The organism is Algoriphagus alkaliphilus (assembly GCF_900103735.1).
Lineage (GTDB): Bacteria > Bacteroidota > Bacteroidia > Cytophagales > Cyclobacteriaceae > Algoriphagus > Algoriphagus alkaliphilus.
On the sequence record NZ_FMXE01000017.1, the window covers coordinates 53,103 to 72,570 of the forward strand.

Genomic DNA, 19,468 nt, shown 5'->3' on the forward strand with positions numbered 1-19,468 from the left:
ACAATGTATAAAAAGGCATTTTCCATACTTGTCATAGGCATTATCGCCGGCTCTTTTCCAGTTTTCGGACAGGGAGTAGATACTACCTCCATATCCGAGCAGATCAAAACCGAGCGTGACAACCAGTTAAAAGAACTTAATGAGAAGCTGAAGCGAAACGAAGAAGAAGTCAATCGCCTGACGGATAAGCTTGCCGCAGCAGATAATCGCACTCAAACTGACAAGGAAAAAATCAATGACCTCGAAAAACTTCAAATAGCCTTGGACAACAGACTGAAATTCCTCGAAGAAGGTCCCAAAACGAAAATCAATCTCAACGGGCAACTTGCATTCACAGAGTTACTCAGCATACAACGGGACATTCAACCGCTTGACCTGTTTGTTTCCTCACAGACCTTTTACACCCAACTGGGAAACATTGGTAAAATCCAGAATTACAACACCTTCAACGCCTGGAAAAAAGACTACGACAACTGGTACAACCGACAGGGAAAAGACGATCAAATGATGGAAGTGATCAACAGTTCATTGAATTTGATAAGCGCGGTTGGAAGCAATGTACCCCTCTACGGAACTATGGTAGCTACTGCCTCTTCCGGAATTACTGCTTTGATAACATCGATCGGCAAGAAGGAAAAAGACCTGAGCGAAAAAACTCCTGCCATGCTCAAACTCCTGAATGTCACCAGTCAGTTTGAAAATCAAAAAGCAATCATCGATCACGAATGGGCACAAATCAACAAGGAACTTGAACAGCTTCAAAAAGAGAATGCCGCCCTGCTCGAAGACCAAATGAACTACTATGGCATCAGTATGCTGGAGTATAAAAGAAAATACATGAATGCCACTTTGGATATAGACCGGGAAACCTTCAAAAATGAATGCAGAAGGGCGATTTCCGATAAAATCACCCTACTCGAAAGCTCTCAAAGTACCAAAGGGAAATGGCTGGGTCAGGTGGAAACCTACATGTTCAAGGTTCAGTCACTCCGACTCCGGTTTGGACAGCTTACTTCCCGAATGCTGGTCAACATGGATCAATATGAAAACATCATCTCGGTATATTCAGACAGTACCCGATTCCCCGCAGAATTCACCACCCAAATCAACGGGCTAAACAATTCCCTGAAAACTCTGAAAAATAAGTTTTACGCCTCTTATAATCCAGCTAAATACATTGAGGATTCTGCTGTGATGTACATTGAGCGCCAATAGAGAGGTGACATTTAGGGACGAAGACCTGCCAGGTTTTCAAAAACCTGGCAGGTCTGAAACCAATAGGAATGGAGTGAAAGAACCATTTATCCTATAAATCTCTAAAACGGTTGGGTTTTCTGCATTTTTCTTTAATTTTTATGTCAGAGTATAAGGATTATACCTAATTTCTCTTTTTCAAGTAACAAAACCCTCAAAATGTTTACACTTCTAATTATACTGGTAGCTCTTGCCTTGATTTTGATTGCGATCATCAAGTTTGACATACACCCCTTCTTGGCACTTTTTGTAGGTGCTATCATCTATGGCTTGATGATGGGCATGCCAACAGATTTGATTGTCAAGTCAATTTCAGAAGGGTTTGGAGGAGTCATGGGCAGCGTGGGGCTTTTGATCTTGTTGGGCGTGATTTTAGGGACATTTCTTGAAAAAACAGGTGGCGCTATGGTAATAGCCGAAAAGGTGTTGAAATGGGTAGGAGAAAAGTCGGTCAACCTTTCTTTAATCCTCAGCGGCTGGATTTTGTCTATCCCAGTATTTGGGGACAGCACCATCATCATGTTGAATCCGATTGCCAAATCACTTTCCGCTAAAAGCACTATTTCTTATGCCGCAACCATCGTGGCAGTTTCCTTAGGCGCGATGGCAAGTCATTCTTTGGTACCCCCGACTCCAGGACCAATTGCTACAGCCGGAATTTTAGGTGCGGACCTAGGTCAAGTGATCTTTTATGGGGGATTGGTTTCGCTAGTGACCCTCATTCCGCTATACTTTTTTGTCCAAAATTGGGTTACCAAAATCCCTTTAAGGCCCGTATTAGTTGCCAATGAAAAAGAACTAGACAGAAAGGACAGACCCAGCTTTTTTTCTTCATTACTACCTGTATTGATTCCATTGACCTTAATCATACTGGCCTCAATAGCCAATTATCCTTCCAAACCTCTTGGTGAAGGCAATTTTATTAAGGCTATTCAATTTTTGGGAACTCCGGTAATTGCTTTGCTGATCGGAGCAATTTTATCCTTTACTCTTCCCAAAAAATTTGACAGAAAACTCCTCTCGTCTTCAGGTTGGATTGGAGAAGCGATCTTACTTGCCGCTCCTGTCATTTTAATCACCGGTGCTGGAGCGGTTTTTGGAAAAATGCTCCAAAACTCCGGCGTGGGGGATCTGGTCACCTCCACCATGAGCGATGCGAATTGGGGTATTTTCCTGCCTTTCCTCATTGCTTTTGGACTGAAAACCGCACAAGGTTCTACCACTGTAGCTATGATTACCACTGCATCGATCATTGCTCCGATTTTGGGGCCGCTGGGATTAGATTCGGAGATCATGAAAGTCTTCTCGACAGTGGCCATCGGTGCAGGTGCATTGGCAATTTCTCATGCAAATGACAGCGGCTTTTGGGTAGTGACACAACTCTCTGGTATGACAACTAAGCAGGGAAATCTATCGCACAGTCTAGGTACTCTGATCGCTGGAGTGACATCCATTACGCTGGTTTATGTGCTGAGTTTGGTGGTAGGATAAATGTCGGGTGTCGGATGACTGATGTGTGGACCCCGCTTTATCATTCGATTTTTATTGTTGACCGATGACCGATGACAATGTGGAGTCTTAAATTCATTATTCAATGCCTGACTTCCGGCGGAAGGTTAAGCGTTCGATATTCGATATTTCTTGTTTTGAATAATCCAAAACCACTAAGAACTCTTAAAAACTTAGACTTGCAGATTAGAAGGTGAACTTCTAATCTGCAGAGATTTTCCAGTAATCATTTGAGATTTCTCACCTCATACTTCTTACTTTATCTCGCCGTCCAGCCCCCATCCACAGTCAGCATCGATCCAACGAGGTAAGTCCCCGCATCCGAAGCCAAGAAAATCGCAGCGCCCTGAATTTCTTTCAGTTCGCCCCAACGACCCAAGGCAGTCGCACCAACTACGAACTTTTTCCCTTCCTCTGTATCCGCTATCGGAAGATTCATCTCAGTCAAAAATGGCCCCGGGCAAATCGCATTTACGGTTATATTCCATGGTGCCAATTCCAAAGCCAAAGCCCGGGTCATCTGCACCACCGCTCCCTTGCTCGAAGCATAAGGGGTTCGGTTAGAAAGCCCCACCAAGCCTAATGTACTCGCAAGATTGATGATTGCGCCTTTGTTATTCTCCTTCATATAGGGAGTCACTGCACGATTGGCCAACCAGGTTCCGGTGACATTTACGTCCATTACTTTGGTGAAGTCTTCATAGCTCAACTCATCGATTGCACCACGGATATTGATTCCTGCTGAATTAATCAGGATGTCGATTGATCCAAAAGCCTCGAACGCAGTTTTTGCCATTGCTTCCATAGCGAGTTTATCCACGACATCACCTGCAAAAGTCATCGCTTTGACACCATATTTCTCGGCAATCTCAGCGGCAGCAGCATCACCATCAGAAGCTTTGCGGCTGACCAGCATTACATTGGCACCAGCTGAGGCCAGTCCGGCAGCCATAGCTAACCCTAGGCCTTTGGTGCCTCCGGTGATAATGGCAGATTTACCTTTGAGTGAAAAAAGAGCGATTCCGGGAAGTTGGGAGAGGTCGAATTGGGACATGGTTTTGTTTTTTGAATTTGTAAATATGGTATTTTGATTATCCGCAATCCTGCCAGTAAGAAAGATTAGGCTATATAAAGTTGCGGATAATCGTCCACAGACGACTGTCAACAGTCCACAGCTCGTTTTTTGGAACTTCAAACCTTATTTTATTTTGCTACTGGCAAGAAAGCGGACATACATATATGGTAAAGAGTAAGTCGTAAGTAGTTAGTAAAGTCCATGGCTCCTACTCACCACTTACTTCTCACAACTTACATTGAATTTCTACAGGAGTTCACTTTTCGAAAAGGCAAGGCATTTGACCACATTCTCCTCTTCGAAAGCAAGTTTTTCTTCGGGGTTCAGGTTTTTGACTTCAGGAAGTGCCCCGGGATAAGGTTCGTCACGTACCAACCTCAGGATTTTTGCCAGATCCTGTGCGGATGGATTTTCAAAGGTTGTCCAATAGCTTTCTTCCAAACAGGGGATTTGCAAAGGATCTCGGGTAATCATTTCCAGACTGAAAGTCACGGCAGGATTATACTTTTGGCACAAGGTTACAGCTTCTTTTAAATCTACAATTCCAGTCCCCAGTGGCACCTCAGATAGCAGAAATCCATCCGAGTATGCTTTTACTCCCATATCTTTCACATGGGTGGAAAACGCAAAAGGAGCCAAGGTCCGGATCACTTGCATCGGTTCTTCGAGCAGGGACACATTATTCCCAAAGTCCAAGGTCACTCCCACCCATTCGCTGCCAAAGCTTTGAATGAGATGAGCGAGTTCGGCAGCTGTCCAATCCTTATGATTCTCCACAGCTAGCTTCACTTGGTGTTTTCGGGCAATCGGTTCCGCCAGCTGAAGTGCCTTCGTTGAGTTTATTTTGAATTCATTCCACTCCTGTTTCAACTTGAAATTTTCATAGCGTCGACCGCTTAGACAAACGGTCCTCAAAATACTTACCCCTGCCTCTTTGGCCAAAAGCACCTCTTTTTCAAACCTCGAAATATCAGCTGCATTTTTAGGAAGACCGATGCTACCCTCCAAATACATTCCTAAATTCTCACGCTCATCCCGGACTTTTCTGGCGAAGTCTTCCGCCCAACCACTTACTGTCGTCTGAATCCCTCCAGCACCTATGGAATGACAATGCCGCATGAAATCCAGTGCATCTTGGAATCCGGGATACTTGGTGCTTTCCACTTTGGAACCATAGCGAATCCCATAGGAATGGACCACAACTCCCATCGGCACGCCTTTTAAGCTTTCTGGCAAAGCCGAAAATGGAAAAGCCATGGCAGCCGCGGCTAGTCCTGATTTTCTCAAAAACTCCCTCCTACCGGAGGAAAATTCTTTATTGCTAACAATGGACTTCATTGACTGGGACATTTTTGGTTAGGGTTTGGAATTTGCTATGAGCGCTTCCATGTGCTTATTGAGTTCTGCAGCAGACCAAGGATACACCCTGCCCTGATTCAGGTGCCGGGTGGAACCTACAGTCCTACCGGTGACAGGTGGAGCTTCATTGCCCCATTCATTTCGAATGTAGGTAAGAATAGAGGCAATTACCGCATCATCCATCGTCGAATGGGAAGGCATTACCGGCAAAATCTCCGGTGCATCGTATTTTTTCCCGGCCACTTCGATTGGGCCTTCCAATCCATGAAGCATAATCAGCGAAAGCCGAACCTCGTCTCCAACCACCCACTCAGAACCTGCCAAGGGCGGCCCCATTCGAGCGGCACCTTTTCCGTTGTTTCCATGGCATCCTGCACAGGAGACCAAATACTTCTGGCGTCCGTCGGCAAATTGCTTCATGGCTTTTTCATCCAGATTCCCGGTGGAAATTACTTTTGCGGAAGGCTGATAGCCAGGCCAGGAGAAAAGTCGCTTCAGCATTGCCGTTCTATTCTGATCAATGGGCAAATCATTCCGTTTGAATATGGAAGGTTCGCTTTGTAATACCACCAGGCCGGGTTTATCAATATCCCCTGCCTGAATAGCCATACCTGCAAGGATGACAGATTCCTTCCATCCCATTTCCTTTGAATCCGAAATAGCCAAAAGTCCACTAATCTCTGACGGCTCGCTGTTAGTTATGATGGCTGAGGTGAGCATTTCCAGGAAAACTTCCCGATCAGGATTGGCCTCTGTCCAGGTTTTATTAGCCATCAGTTTTTGTAAAAAATGATACTCTTCATCCTCCAGACTACTCATAGCGGCATCCCGTATCAAGGCTAAATGACCATAGTTCTCGATGATTTGGCTTAATAAATCGGTTTTGGCTTCGTGTGAAAAAATCTCCGAACTCAGCGCCAATTGTAGCGCAACTTTATCGGAAGCTTTGCCTGCCAGATCAACTGCGACAGCTTCCAGTCGGCGCAAAATCCCGGGATCATTCACAGCTGAATTTTCTAATTGTCTAAGCGCTGTAGTTTTGAGCAGGTCATCCCCATTTTTCGATACTTCGAGCAAAAGCGCAGGATTAACTTTCCCCATTCCTTCCAATGTCCAAAGTGCATGAAATCGCCCTAACTCAGATTTTCCGTTTTTCACCAGATCTTCTAGAGGCCCTACAGCATTGGGATCATTTTTTTCTACCAAAAGCCGCTGTGCCATATCCCTAAACCAGCCGTCTTGGTGGGAAAGGTATCGGACTAAGTCCTGAATGCTTGCTTGAGAAAGCTTTGGAATCTGTTTGGAAGCAAACCCTTTCGGTACAACTCTCCAAATTCGCCCCATATGGCCAGGCGAATCCAAACCGCGCTTTAAGGTTTGCTCCTTCAGATAGGGAGTCATATAAGAGCCATGCTGCACGATTCCCTGGTACATATCGGCAAGGTAAAAACCGCCATCCGGCCCAACCGCAGCATGCACCGGACGGAATCGCTCATCGGTGGAAGCAAAAAATTCAATGCCTGGATTGGGGTCATGTGCCTCCAGAAAAACTCCTTTTTCGGTCACCACATTCCGCTTGACAAGATTTCCGGCATTTTCTAGCACGAAGATATTCCCATAATATTCCTTGGGGAAAAGCTGACTGCGATAGACCGTCGGTGCACAGGCTGAAGTAAATTCAATAAGACGACCGGCAGAATCCAGCGTACCGGGAATATACCCTCTGTTTACGGCGGGATTGGATCGGATGGGAAATACCTTTCGATCGATTGTCAGGCCATGGTCTATGCCGGTGGAAGGCTTGTGGTTTTTATTTCGGGATAAATAATTGGCTGGCACAAGATCGCCGTGAAGTTGGGACCAGTTGTAATTGTAAATCAAACGACCCTGATCATCCTGAGAAATTCCCCATTGTCCACGAAACTCGGTAGTGTCGCGAATCCAAGTCCCGTCTTGAAATCGATACCGAAGACGTGACTTGGCACTATAATACCAATTGTCGGAATTCCGCACAAAACCATTGTCGGAATGCTCGGGAATTCCATTAGCCGAATAGGTCGAATCCAGTAAAATTTTGGAATCCGCTTTCCAGTCTCCATCGAGGTCTTGGGTGATCCATAGCTTATTATTCTCTGCTATCAAGGCTCCGTTTTTGAACAGACCCAAGGCTCTCGGCATAATCAGAGAATCCAGATACACCGTCCGCTTGTCCATCAGCCCATCGCCGTCGGTATCCTCCAGGATTGCGACAGAACCAACAGGTTGCTTCTCCTCCGAACCTTCAATATCACTCATGTAGCCGCGCATTTCTACCACCCAAAGCCGTCCGTCTTCGTCAAACTGAATGATTACAGGAGATTCGACTAACGGTTCTGAAGCCACTAACTGAACTTCAAATCCGGATTCAATTTGAAAAGTTTTCAATTCCTCCTCTGCAGTCCGGGCAGGACTATCGGTTGTTTCCGGAAGAGGTCCGGACTCTTTACAGGAAAAACAAAGCAACACACCAACCGCACAAGTCAACAGGGCACTTCGAAACATAGTCAATCAGGTATTTTGGGTTTGAGCAAATGAGGAAGAAAGAATCCAACGCATTCAGGAGCATTTTCAATTTGGTTTTTATTCTTCTGATTTACAAGATCAAATCATCAAATGGAAGCATTCAAATTTGCAAGGGCAAAGTTTGGTTCACTAGACAGGAAAAAGGAAGCCATTTGCGGACTTCTCCTAACTTTGCAGAAACATAGTACCAGCATTTCCGCTTTTTACCAGTAATTTTAATAACTAATAAAAAATCCTCAAACTCTGAAATTTGGCCTACTTCGGTCATCCCTGCCCTGCCGACAGGCGGGGGTCATCCAAAATCGGACAAACGATGATCAAGGCAATAGGACCAACTGACATAATTACGGATAACCACAAAATAACACCTATGAATTTTTCCGACTTAGGACTGTCAAAAGATCTGCTTAGCTCAATCGAACGTGCAAAATATGAAAGCCCCTATCCCATACAGATTGATGCCATTCCTGCAATACTTCAGCAAAAAGACATCCTTGGACTAGCTCCCACAGGCTCGGGAAAAACAGCAGCTTACATTCTACCGATTCTTCAGCGATTGCTTCCAAAAGAAGCCCCAAGGGAGCGTTTTATTCCGGTTTTGGTGATTGTTCCGACCCGTGAACTTGCGGTACAGGTCGCAGAGGTGACTGAAAATTTCAGCCGCTTTTTGCCGCGAAAAATCAAATCCATGGCAGTGTTTGGCGGTGTCTCGATCAATCCTCAAATGATGAATCTTCATGGTGTGGAGATCCTGATTGCCACTCCCGGACGCTTGATTGACTTGCTTGGCAGGAATGCTTTGGGTATTTCCAGAATACACACGCTGGTGCTGGACGAAGCTGACAAAGTGCTGAATATGGGTTTTCGCGAAGAAGTGGAGCATATTCTGGAGCTTTTGCCAAGTCGGAGACAAAACATCCTTTTTTCGGCCACCACAGATAATGAAGTCGATGTATTGATCCAAAAACTACTCAAGGATCCTGTCAGAATTCAGGTGGAAGGGGACAATTTCACCCCTGATTTGATTGATCAAAAAGCCTATCGGGTCAGTCCTGAAAACAAGGGTCCTTTTCTCCGCCAATTAATCAATTCCGGCCACTGGAGTCAGATTTTGGTGTTTGCTTCATCTATTCGAACGGCTGATAATGTGGCAACGAAGCTCAGTAAAAACGGGATTGAAGCAGTGGCTTTCCATGGAGACAAAAGTCAGGGAGCACGAACCGAGGCATTGGCACGATTCAAATCCGGCAAGTCCCGAGTATTGGTGGCAACAGATCTAGCTGCTCGGGGTATTGACATTCAGTTTCTGCCCTTGGTGATCAATTACGAATTGCCCCGCTCACCCAAAGATTACATCCATCGCATCGGCCGAACTGGTCGTGCCGGAGCGACCGGAGAAGCTATTTCGCTCATCACTCCTGAGGAATTGCATCACTTCAAAGTGATACAAAAGAAAATGGGAAAGCGGGTGTTGTTGTTGGAGTCGGAGAATTTTGGGAAAAATGAGGAGGAATCTTAACAACAATCCCTAAAACTAACTGCTAAAATCCCCCTTACCCCCTTTGACAAAGCGTAATATTGCAAACCAAAATCCCGGAATAAAGGGGGAGTAGCGTCCAATTGAACTTCTAACGACAGAACCACTTTCCAACCACCTGCTCCCATTCCTCCTTACTTCCAAACATCCATACTTCCTTACCTCACAAAAACTCATACACGCTCCGATACGCCCCTTTTTCCTCAAAATAGCCCAAGAGCGAATCGAAAAAGGGATGATTAGCCAAGGTGCTGCTGTCACCGATCAAGATTAATTTCCGCTTTGCTCGGGTCAGAGCAACGTTCATTCTTCGCTCATCAGAAAGAAACCCAATCTCTCCTTTTTCATTGGATCGTGTGAGTGAGATCAGCATCAAATCCCTCTCTTGCCCCTGAAAACCATCTACGGTATCAATGGTAATCCAGTCCGCAAAGGCTTTTAGATTCGGATACTCGAAAGTCTCAAAGATCAAGTGCCTGATCATCCTCACTTGTGCAGAATAAGGCGCGATCAAGCCAATGGTCCAGTTTTCCTGACGAAACTTGGCAAAACCGATTCGTTTCATGGTATCATTCAGGTAAGTACATGCAAACCTCGCTTCGTCCGGATTGAAGGTACTGAGACTCTCCGCCTCTTGCTGATCTGTGTACCCTGAACCTGCCGTATCGATCCATTCCAAAACTGGCTCATCCTCTCCAAGTGCATGTGACAACGTGTTTTCGGCAGCCTGAAGCTTTCCTTTGTAAAACCATTCATTTGAAAACCCCATGATGGCAGCTGGCATTCGGTATTGGACTTCCAGCATGGTGGCAGTTATCGGCTGTCGATGAATGATTTTTTCGAAAAGGGTAACTGAAAGTCCTGCTTTTGCGGCTTCATAGGACTTGATAGTCGGGGGCAGTTGGCAATGATCACCGGCAAAAACCACCTTTTTTGCTTTCAAAATCGGTATCCAAGTCGCAGCTTCCAATCCTTGCGCAGCCTCATCAATAAATACCACGTCAAAAAGCATTCCTCTCAGATTGGAAGAAGATGCTCCAACCAGGGTACAGGCAAAAACCTGTGTTCGCTGAAAAATATCCGATCGAATGTAATCCTCCAGGTGACTGGCAGCCTCACGGATACGTGAGATCTCCCGATACATCAATTTGCGCTGGGCTCGTTCCTCAGGCCCAAAGTTTCGTCGGTATTGCTTGGCTATTTTGAGGCAGGACTCGGTTTCTTTCCGGAGTTTTTTCAGATCGCGAAAACTTTCATGAAAAGCTATTTTTGCATCCAGAGTCTGATTCAGGATCTTTTCCTCAACCCGCGCCGGATGCCCAAGCCGAAGGGTGGAAACCCCTGAATCCACCAGTTTTTCAACCAGCAGATCCACTGCTGCATTGCTTGGTGCAGTGACTAGTATACTCAGTCTCATCTCCACTGCCTGTCGAATGGCAGCTATTAATGTGGTGGTTTTACCCGTACCGGGAGGACCATGAACAATGGCGAAATCCTGAGCGGCAGCGATTTTGTGACAGGCTAGATTTTGAGAAAAATTCAAACCGGGCAGATCAAACTCCGACATTTCTTTGACCCTTGGTTTCATTTCCCCAAGTGCGATATCCCGAAGTTCAACGAGACGGATATTTTCTCCCTTGATCACCTTTTTCAGCGCGGATTCCATTTCCCGATAGCTCGCCTCATCAAAAAGCAAATCCACACCCAATCTGGAATCCTGCATCCAATCGGGGATCTCATCCGCCTGAAGTGTTACCACCATGGAATCTTTTTTTACTTGATTGACGACACCATTAACTCTATTTTCCGAGCCTTGACAGCCTTCGTGTGTTGAAAAAAAGGTGACTGATTTACCGGACGAGAATGACGAGGGATAATTGGAATCCATCCGCTCCACTTCGACTAGAAGCCGCTCACCCATCCCTATTTTATGCTTTTTGAGCAGGATTGGGTGCCATGTAATTCCTTCTTTTTTCTTATCCGCGATAGAGGTATTCAGAAATTTCTTTTTGTAATTGGCAAGGTCTTCGGACCACTCAAGTTTGAGAAGTTGGAGACCATGCTTGAGTTCTTCGAGGATATTCGGCATCTATTGGTAATTTAGAATACAAACTAAGCAAAAGTCAGCCGGTTTACCTTTTGTAGAATTAATATGAACTTTCTTGCACACGCTTACCTGTCTTTCGGCCATGTTGGAATCCTGGTGGGCAATTTGGCAGCTGATTTTATTAAGGGAAAAGAAATACAACGGTATGATAAAGAAATTCTGATTGGAATATTGCTCCATCGGGAGATCGATACTTTTACAGATTCTCACCCATTGGTCAAGGCAGGGCAAAGCTATCTCAGGCCAAGATTTAGGCATTATTCGACAGTGATTACCGATATTTTCTTTGACTATTTCTTGGGAAAAAACTGGGAAAGGTATTCGGGAATTCCGCTGGAAAGCTTTGCAAATCAAACCTATCAAACAATCGATCAACATTTGAATCTTCTTCCTGACTCGTTTAAAAATATGTTTTTCTGGATGAAAAGCCAGAATTGGTTGTATCACTATTGTGAAATTGAGGGGATTCAAAAAGCGCTCAATGGACTCAGCCGAAGAACAACTTTTGATTCGAAGATGAATGAAGCCCCGGAAGTCTTGCTGGAAAAAGAAGCAGAATTTGAGGTAATTTTTTTCGCTTTCTTCAAGGAATTAGAGACTTTTGCCCGACACAAACTCCTCGAACTACAACGAATTCATGGTAGCCATTAAGCCAAAAATATCCACATACATTTCGCTCACGCTCATTTTGTTGGTGCTTTTGATCGGCTTGATCTTGTTATTGAGAGATTTTGCCTACACAGGCAGCTTCGCGCTTTGGTTTTATTTGGTAGCCTGCTCCCTGATCACCTTAGTATTATTGATGCTTTTGGTCAAAATGATGGCAGGATGGAGATTTATTACAGCCGGAAAGGACCACATTATCATCAAGTTGCCGCTTAAAGGAATGACCAAAGTTTATCCAATTAATGAGATTCTGCTTTGGGAGGAAGAAGTAGTCGTAGCAAACAAAAAAGAATTCAAACAGGTGACCATTTCATTTACAGATAAAAATTCAATCTCAGTCTCCAATCATGAGCATGAATCGTATACCGAATTGATCAACTATCTGAAGAAAAAAGCAATAAAGCAGATGATCAAAAACAAAAAAGCCTGATCGCTCAGGCTTTGGATTATTTTCTGGTTCTAAAATTCTTGTCGTAGAGTTCAATACCTTCACGGATGATTCGCATGGCATCCTCCTTACCCAAGAAATCCTCTACTTTTACTTCTTTGTTTTCCAGCTTTTTGTAATCTTCAAAGAATCTGTGAACTTCTTTCATCAAATGAGGCGGCAATTCGTCAATATCATTGATGTAATTGACAGACTGATCCCCAGCTGCAACTGCAATAATTTTATCATCTGCTTCTCCACCGTCTACCATTCGCATGACTCCGATGACTTTGGCCGGAACGAGAGTCATGGAAGGTATGTCTATCTGCGAAATAATCAAGATGTCCAAGGGGTCATGGTCTTCACAAAAGGTTTGTGGAATAAAACCATAATTAGCAGGATAATGGACAGCAGAAAACAACACCCGATCAAGCATCAACATGCCTGTTTTCTTGTCGAGTTCATACTTTCCTTTTGATCCTTTTGGGATTTCAATTACGCCCATTACATATTCAGGGGCATCTTTCCCGATGTTGACATCATGCCAAGGGTTAATCATATTTTTTTGGATTTTAATAAAAAATGGCCAATTGCCGAGGCAAAGATACAAGCCCGAAGCAATTTTTTACTTTTAAAATTTCCCTTTATTCAAGGTAGGAAGTGTGACTGTAATAGTTGTGCCTTCGTTAATTTCCGAATTCAAATGAATTTTCCCTCCCATTTGCTCTACAGATTCCTTGACCATGTACAATCCTAGACCGGTACCTACGTTCTTTTGAGTAGCTCTGGTAAATAGGTTAAAAACTTCCTCTCGGAAGCGTTCTTCGATACCAATTCCATTATCCTCCAAAACGATGATGGCCTCTTCCTCCATCACATCAATGGTGAGGCTAATCCACTTTTGACCACCTTGATCTTTTTGAAATTGAACTGCATTGCTAAAAAGGTTATTTAGGATTACACGAATTTTAGCCTCATCGGAGAAAAAAGGTGATTGCTGATTAACCTGAATCTCAATTTTAAAATGTCTAAGGTCGAATTTTTCGCGATAGGCTTCCATCTGCTGATTGACTATATCCTGAAAGTGGATTTCAGTGATCTTATGATCAATCTTGGTAGACCGATAAAAGTCCAACATTTTATAAATAAAATCATCGAGTTTGACCGTAGCTGTATCGATCATTTCAAAATATTCCAAGGCGTTGGGATCACTAATTTCTAATTTTGCCAACTTGGAAATACCCGAAATACTCATCAGGGGCCCCCGAAGCTCATGTGACAAACTGTAAACGAATTGATTCATCTCAGAATGAAGCTTCTGGAGTTTAATGCTTTTTTCCTTCAATTCACGCCTCATGAAGAAAATATCAGCCGCATTTTTGATGGAATTTTTAATCTGCTCAATATTCCAAGGCTTGTCAATAAATCGATAGACCTCACCTTTATTGATCGCATCGATGACACTCGCTATATCAGAATAGCCTGTTAAGAGTATCCGAATAGGATCAGGATTGATTTTGATCATCTGCTCAAAAAACTCGGTACCAGTCAAGCCAGGCATCCGTTGATCAGCAATGACTACATGAATTTCTTCATCTTTGACGATTCGAAGACCCTCTTCAGCATCTATTGCTGTAAAAATCTTGAAGTCCTTACGCAGGGTAGCCCGGAACGACTTTAGATTATTATCCTCATCGTCAATATAGAGCACATGAATTTTATCATTCATTCTTTGGGACATTTTGGTAAATCGGAAGAGAAATAATAAAAGTTGTCCCCTGGCCTTCCTCGGTCACTACCTCCAGAGTTCCTTTGTGATTTTCAATAATAGAATAAACTATGGAAAGACCCAAACCTGTACCTTTCCCGACAGCCTTTGTTGTAAAAAAAGGTTCGAAAATTCGTTGCTTCACTTTTTCAGGCATCCCTGGACCATTATCCTCAATTTCAACAATTACATGATCCGCGAAGGGCTTAGTACGAACAGTTATCTTTGGATCGCTAATATTATCCAAATTATCTGACAAAGCATGGACGGCATTGTTGAGGATATTCATAAACACCTGATTGATCTTACCGGCAAGGCATTCAACCAGTGGAAGTTCGCCAAATTCTCTGATTATTCTGATTTTACTTGGGATTGTACTATTCAAAAGAATTATTGTACTGTTTATTCCGTCATGAAGATCAACTTTTTTCACATCTTGCTCATCTACTCGTGAGAAAATCCGAAGTCCCTTGACAATTTCAACAGTCCGCTTGGCCCCGTCATCCATGCCTTTGAGCAGTTGTTCCACTTCTTCCAAGACGTAGTCAAGTTCAAGATCTTCTTCTAGTTGTTTGGCTTCTTTTTTGGTGTTTTCGGTAAATTCCCGCTGACCGGAGCTCCTATAAAACTCGACGATTTCCATGATATCTTTAATGTCACGTCTAAGCGGAGTAATGTTAGAGCTGACGAAATTTATCGGATTGTTGATCTCGTGAGCTATACCTGCGGTTAATTGGCCTAAAGATGCCATTTTTTCCTGGTTTACAAGTTGGCTTTGGGTATTTTGAAGCGTACGGAGCGCATGCTCTAACTCATCTGTCCTGATTCTCACCTTTTGTTCAAGCATATTATTTTGCTCCCGGATCAGCTGTTCATTTTGATTGAGAATCTGAAGTTTTTCAGCTTGCTCGTCTTCTTTTTCTTTTTTAAGAATATTGATTTTATCAGCCAATGCAAAAGAAAGCAATACTACTTCAAGGGCAGACCCAAAAGGCATAATGTAAGCCGTCAGATTATTGGTAGGAATAATACCCATTTCGCTAAACACAAAAAGGAAGATCCCAATCATAAAAACAGACCAAGCCAAAAGGTAATAGCGGGCAGGGCGGTAGCCTAACCTAAGCGTAGCCCATGCTACAAACAACACATATAATACTACAATTGACTGCGTGACCAAAATAACCTGATAACTCAGCGTGGTGGAAAAAATAAAAGCATTAACCAAAATGAAAAAGTAAACAAAATATATGATGTTAAAACCAAAATCCAATTTTGGCACATAATGCTTGGTAAGTAAGAAAATTCGTAAAAACCAAATCCCAACAATACTTACTAGGGAAGAAAATATAACAACTGATCTTATGTTCATCCAATCCCACTCAGGCCAAATTAAGACTTGAGTAAAGCCTAGAATGGAGGCTTGGGCAAACCAAACCAAAACAGTATGAAGTACATAGACCAAATAAATCTTATCTCTAACAGAAAAATATAAAAATAAGTTATAGAAGAATAAACCAATAAAAATCCCAGTCAATAACCCAAAGAAAATATTCTCAAAATCTATGATTGATTTAAATTCCTCATCTTCAACTATATATGCTAGAAAAATCTTTTTATCTGTATTATCAATTTTTAAAAGCAAAAAATCTGACGCCAATTCTTGGGGAGTTAATTGAAACACAATTTTATGAGACTGAAAGTGCCTTTTTTCAATCCCTGTCAACCTACCACTCACTTGGTAATTACCTACTTCACCATTTTGTACAGGATACAAATAGACATAATCCAATGAGGAAGAGTTCAATACAAGTAAAGGATTGGAATAAGAATCAAATTTCTTTGACTCGATTTTAATCCAAACCACCTTGTTGTTTATACCAAAATTAAAGTTGTAGCAATTATTACTCGAAAAAAAGTTTACTCTATCAATAATTCTATCCACCCCAATTTCTTTTTCCTCCATTAAGTAGGTGAAACAATCAAGCTTAGACAAATTCTCTTGAGCAAAGGATTCCTTTGAAAAGGACAGTATTAACCCAAATAATAAAATTATAATTTTATACATCTTTTCTCCAATCAGGATTTAAAAGTAATAAATCATACTCCACTAAAAACTCTCCCTTTGGTCCTACTTCTGTTTTAACACATTGCAAATTATTTCTTAAATCTTGAATTATTTTACGCTCATTTGGATCAGCATTCGGAAGTCTATCTGGATCCTTCATAACTATGGAAGTAGCAACCAAATCCAGTTTTGGATAAAAAAATGTTCCTGAATTACCAATACCCTCTTCTATCTCAAATCCTTTTTGAAGCGAAGGCTTTAAAGTATATTCCGCTACCAAGGCCAATAAAGAGCCTAATTTTAGTTGTGTGACTATAGCAATTCCTGCACGGATCAACAAGACAGCGCCGACACCATACCCTGATATCGATTTGGAATTCCACAATCCAGAAACTTCTCCCGTCCCTTTAATAGAATACCCTTTTACAAGATCGAAAATTTTGTGATCAACCTGTGATACCGCCATTTCCATTGGCAGAGGGTAATCTGGGTGGGCAATATGAATCCTTAGACCACTCACTACTTCACCTGTATCTTCCAATTCAACAGTAACGACATAGACAAAGGGATTTAAAATCCAATCATTATTAGAGGATGTAACTTTTGTAACACCATACTGCTTCAATACATCCGCATGTCCTTTAACAAATTTCTCACATCGCCCTGGTTCATCTATCGCTCGAAACGCCTTGAACTTAAACATTATTAAATTAGAATTAAGGTGTCTTCAACATCTCGACGGTAAGCTCTAACACTTGGTTCACCTGCTACATTTAACCTAAACATAAATAAATCCTGCTTTTCAGCATTTTTTTTAAATATGTTATCGAATTTAGTTTTCAATTTTATAATTTCTTTCTCTTCTTCCTTCGAAAACCCATGGTTAGCTTCTTGAGAAACCCTATGAAAGATAAACAACATAGCCGTGACTGGCTGAAAGCTAATGCCTAACATATTGGCTTTGATCCAAATTCTTTGTAATACCCTTCCCCCTTCTAAGTACGATTTAGAGGAAAAGTCATCCCCCTGTAGCACCATTATACAAGAAGAAGAACACATGGTATCTTTAGAGATTTTGGTGAGTCCGTATCCCATTAGAAATTTTCGAAAGAATTTAACTGTTCTGGGATCTTTAAGCAAACCCATTGCTGCTTTTTCCGTTCCGGATAGCTCCAAAGTTTCAATATCAATTCCATCTTTTGTTTGAATGGCATCTTTTTCAGTCCACCTGACTTCTTTGATAAAATCCATCAAACCCTCTTCATGGAAAAACCGCATCCTATCCATTCCGCCAACTATTTCAGAAAGACTTTCTATATCATTTTTATCCTCTGTAAACTTAATTGAAAGCCCTTCATTTTCTGCGAAAGCCGCTAATTCCACCAATTGTTCCAAGGGAAGTAGTTGTCTGCTGTTATTTTTTCTATTGGTACATCGCAAGGAAATCCCGTCTGCTAATTCCAAATATGGGACTGAAATTGGGAACTTGAATTTAGCAATAAAGCGAATAGAGCAAATCAAGTCTTGCTCAAATTCCTGAATTTGATCAATAAATTCTACTTCAATTCCTTCTTTTGCAGTTATCAATCTCAAATTTTCCAACGCTGCTCCAAAGGCTATCAAGGATCCGGAACCCTTGAAATCAAGCATCGAATGACTTCTTTCTTTGTCATGAAAAAGATGAAGAATTCCTTTGGAATCAAATACCCAAATCCATGGTTGAATATTGCCACCAGAAGGAGCCATGTTCGCAAATGAAAGAATCAATTTGAGTTCCTCTAAAGAAAGAATATAGCCAGACTGCAGGATATTATCAGGGAGCATTTTCAAAAACTTTTTTGAAAATGTCGAAACACTTAATTTTTTTGGCTGGACCTCAATTTCTTCAACTTGATCAATTTTGATGATCTCATCAAAATCAACATAAAATCTCCCGGACGGCACATTGTCTCCCAAAAGTAACCTCCTGCCGACATGGGCAACGGAAGCACCTCCTAAAAAAACACCTGAAGCCAATTGAGGCCAAGAAGTAATTGAAGAACCTATTTCTAGGAGCGAGGCTTTCATTCGTAGGGAGAGCGTTTCTAAACCTGTTATCTTTAAAACTATGGCGACTCTTTCTTTATTAGAAAGGTTAGCCAATTCGTCTTTTGTAATCCCTTCCAACATTCCATGGAAAATCTTCCTTTTTGGTTCTACATCAAATCGCTCAATATCCAGCATTCCACGATCCGAGGTATCCATCATCACAGGAATTTGCTCTAACTTGGCCCTTTCCCTAATTAATACTTTAATATCTAGGCTATCACACTCATCCACAAGCAAATCAAGCTTCCCATTTGCGGTTAAAAAATCCCCAATATTATCTTCATTAATACCCTCCCGAAACAGCGTAACTTTCAAATAGGGATCTATTTCCGAAATTTCCCGTGCAGCAATCACTACTTTTTCTATTCCTAGGCTAGTAACTCCAGCTTTTAAACGATTAAGATTACTCAACTCCAGTATATCAAAATCAGCTAAACGCATTTCTCCACAGCTACGCTCTAAGGCCATTGCGAGAGCAATACTTTGGCCTACTGATAAACCGACTATTCCGACTTTTTTATCGCCTAATTCCTGTTGCTCAGAAGGAGTAATTTTGAAATTATTACGTACAGTCCTAACCCTAATAAAATCTTTTTCCGGTAATAGGTGTACAAGGGTGTATTTCCAAGGATAATAAACCCAATTTCCAAATCGCTCTTTATCCTTATCCCTGAAAAAATCTCTAACCCGCTCTCGAAGCTCTTCTTTACTGAATTGGTATTCGGGAGATTGAGATTTTATTAAATCTGAAACTTGGCTGTCAATTTCATCTACCACGTAAATAAACGAATTGGCCTTTAGATTTTGGATTTTCTCCAAATCTGATTGATCAGAAGGATTATATAATACGGGGTAAACCTGATCTCCCAGATCAAATTTGGAATAAGTAAGCATATTGACTCGGGGTGATGAACCTCGGTAAATATAATTTATTAAGGCATATGTAAAACTTTTTAGTAGTCAATTTATTTACCGGATTGTTTCCAACTTTTCCCCAAAATGAGAAAGCCATAAAGTCGGTTTGTTTCATTAGTTGGAAAAAAGAGTAATT

14 protein-coding genes are annotated in these 19,468 nt (G+C 42.1%); 5 read left to right on the forward strand and 9 right to left on the reverse strand.

What is annotated here, in order from left to right:
* Nucleotides 1–3: 3 nt before the first annotated feature.
* A complete protein-coding gene (locus tag BLQ81_RS12670) occupies nt 4–1,215 on the forward strand; it encodes a hypothetical protein (protein WP_092730558.1) in 1,212 nt (403 codons plus the stop codon).
* Between the two features lie 198 nt (nt 1,216–1,413).
* Entirely contained in the window at nt 1,414–2,745 is a 1,332-nt protein-coding gene (locus tag BLQ81_RS12675; protein ID WP_092730560.1) for a GntP family permease, read from the forward strand.
* Nucleotides 2,746–3,022: 277 nt separating this feature from the next.
* On the opposite strand, the gene BLQ81_RS12680 is transcribed toward BLQ81_RS12675, so the two are convergent.
* The 3 genes from BLQ81_RS12680 to BLQ81_RS12690 all read right to left on the reverse strand — a co-directional run bounded on the left by BLQ81_RS12680 (nt 3,023) and on the right by BLQ81_RS12690 (nt 7,738).
* Nucleotides 3,023–3,817, reverse strand: coding sequence for an SDR family NAD(P)-dependent oxidoreductase (locus BLQ81_RS12680; RefSeq protein WP_092730562.1), 795 nt, complete (start codon nt 3,815–3,817; stop codon nt 3,023–3,025).
* A gap of 267 nt (nt 3,818–4,084) precedes the next feature.
* Entirely contained in the window at nt 4,085–5,188 is a 1,104-nt protein-coding gene (locus tag BLQ81_RS12685) for a sugar phosphate isomerase/epimerase family protein (protein WP_245693259.1), read from the reverse strand.
* A 6-nt stretch (nt 5,189–5,194) separates the two neighbouring features.
* On the reverse strand, nt 5,195–7,738 hold the full coding sequence (locus tag BLQ81_RS12690; RefSeq protein WP_092730566.1) for a DUF7133 domain-containing protein: 2,544 nt from the start codon (nt 7,736–7,738) through the stop codon (nt 5,195–5,197).
* A gap of 391 nt (nt 7,739–8,129) precedes the next feature.
* Between BLQ81_RS12690 and BLQ81_RS12695 the strand changes: the two genes are divergently transcribed.
* On the forward strand, nt 8,130–9,278 hold the full coding sequence (locus tag BLQ81_RS12695; protein WP_092730635.1) for a DEAD/DEAH box helicase: 1,149 nt from the start codon (nt 8,130–8,132) through the stop codon (nt 9,276–9,278).
* A 181-nt stretch (nt 9,279–9,459) separates the two neighbouring features.
* On the opposite strand, the gene BLQ81_RS12700 is transcribed toward BLQ81_RS12695, so the two are convergent.
* A complete protein-coding gene (locus BLQ81_RS12700) occupies nt 9,460–11,385 on the reverse strand; it encodes an AAA domain-containing protein (protein WP_092730568.1) in 1,926 nt (641 codons plus the stop codon).
* 63 nt (nt 11,386–11,448) lie between these two features.
* Between BLQ81_RS12700 and BLQ81_RS12705 the strand changes: the two genes are divergently transcribed.
* On the forward strand, nt 11,449–12,054 hold the full coding sequence (locus tag BLQ81_RS12705; RefSeq protein WP_092730570.1) for an acyl carrier protein phosphodiesterase: 606 nt from the start codon (nt 11,449–11,451) through the stop codon (nt 12,052–12,054).
* On the forward strand, nt 12,041–12,499 hold the full coding sequence (locus tag BLQ81_RS12710; protein WP_092730572.1) for a hypothetical protein: 459 nt from the start codon (nt 12,041–12,043) through the stop codon (nt 12,497–12,499). Before BLQ81_RS12705 ends, BLQ81_RS12710 begins: the two co-directional genes overlap by 14 nt.
* Before the next feature lie 16 nt (nt 12,500–12,515).
* Here the strand turns inward: BLQ81_RS12710 and BLQ81_RS12715 are convergent, their stop codons facing one another.
* From BLQ81_RS12715 to BLQ81_RS12735, 5 genes are all read right to left on the reverse strand, one after another.
* A complete protein-coding gene (locus BLQ81_RS12715) occupies nt 12,516–13,055 on the reverse strand; it encodes an inorganic diphosphatase (RefSeq protein ID WP_092730637.1) in 540 nt (179 codons plus the stop codon).
* Nucleotides 13,056–13,127: 72 nt separating this feature from the next.
* A complete protein-coding gene (locus BLQ81_RS12720) occupies nt 13,128–14,225 on the reverse strand; it encodes a hybrid sensor histidine kinase/response regulator (RefSeq protein ID WP_092730639.1) in 1,098 nt (365 codons plus the stop codon).
* Nucleotides 14,218–16,329 carry a sensor histidine kinase gene (locus BLQ81_RS12725; RefSeq protein ID WP_092730574.1) on the reverse strand — a complete coding sequence of 704 codons (2,112 nt, stop codon included), beginning with the start codon at nt 16,327–16,329 and terminating at the stop codon, nt 14,218–14,220. Before BLQ81_RS12725 ends, BLQ81_RS12720 begins: the two co-directional genes overlap by 8 nt.
* Complete coding sequence (locus tag BLQ81_RS12730) at nt 16,322–17,032, reverse strand: hypothetical protein (RefSeq protein ID WP_092730576.1); 711 nt, start codon at nt 17,030–17,032, stop codon at nt 16,322–16,324. Before BLQ81_RS12730 ends, BLQ81_RS12725 begins: the two co-directional genes overlap by 8 nt.
* Before the next feature lie 2 nt (nt 17,033–17,034).
* Nucleotides 17,035–19,311 (reverse strand): Rv1355c family protein, encoded by a 2,277-nt coding sequence (locus BLQ81_RS12735; RefSeq protein ID WP_092730578.1) that lies wholly within the window; start codon nt 19,309–19,311, stop codon nt 17,035–17,037.
* Between the last annotated feature and the right edge of the window lie 157 nt (nt 19,312–19,468).

Bases quoted from the DNA above. Each gene is read 5' to 3' on its own strand.
- BLQ81_RS12725 (WP_092730574.1), bottom strand. From the start codon at position 16,329: ATGTATAAAATTATAATTTTATTATTTGGGTTAATACTGTCCTTTTCA.
- BLQ81_RS12670 (WP_092730558.1), top strand. From the start codon at position 4: ATGTATAAAAAGGCATTTTCCATACTTGTCATAGGCATTATCGCCGGC.
- BLQ81_RS12700 (WP_092730568.1), bottom strand. From the start codon at position 11,385: ATGCCGAATATCCTCGAAGAACTCAAGCATGGTCTCCAACTTCTCAAA.
- BLQ81_RS12680 (WP_092730562.1), bottom strand. From the start codon at position 3,817: ATGTCCCAATTCGACCTCTCCCAACTTCCCGGAATCGCTCTTTTTTCA.
- BLQ81_RS12735 (WP_092730578.1), bottom strand. From the start codon at position 19,311: ATGCTTACTTATTCCAAATTTGATCTGGGAGATCAGGTTTACCCCGTA.
- BLQ81_RS12715 (WP_092730637.1), bottom strand. From the start codon at position 13,055: ATGATTAACCCTTGGCATGATGTCAACATCGGGAAAGATGCCCCTGAA.
- BLQ81_RS12705 (WP_092730570.1), top strand. From the start codon at position 11,449: ATGAACTTTCTTGCACACGCTTACCTGTCTTTCGGCCATGTTGGAATC.
- BLQ81_RS12695 (WP_092730635.1), top strand. From the start codon at position 8,130: ATGAATTTTTCCGACTTAGGACTGTCAAAAGATCTGCTTAGCTCAATC.
- BLQ81_RS12685 (WP_245693259.1), bottom strand. From the start codon at position 5,188: ATGTCCCAGTCAATGAAGTCCATTGTTAGCAATAAAGAATTTTCCTCC.
- BLQ81_RS12720 (WP_092730639.1), bottom strand. From the start codon at position 14,225: ATGAATGATAAAATTCATGTGCTCTATATTGACGATGAGGATAATAAT.
- BLQ81_RS12730 (WP_092730576.1), bottom strand. From the start codon at position 17,032: ATGTTTAAGTTCAAGGCGTTTCGAGCGATAGATGAACCAGGGCGATGT.
- BLQ81_RS12690 (WP_092730566.1), bottom strand. From the start codon at position 7,738: ATGTTTCGAAGTGCCCTGTTGACTTGTGCGGTTGGTGTGTTGCTTTGT.
- BLQ81_RS12710 (WP_092730572.1), top strand. From the start codon at position 12,041: ATGGTAGCCATTAAGCCAAAAATATCCACATACATTTCGCTCACGCTC.
- BLQ81_RS12675 (WP_092730560.1), top strand. From the start codon at position 1,414: ATGTTTACACTTCTAATTATACTGGTAGCTCTTGCCTTGATTTTGATT.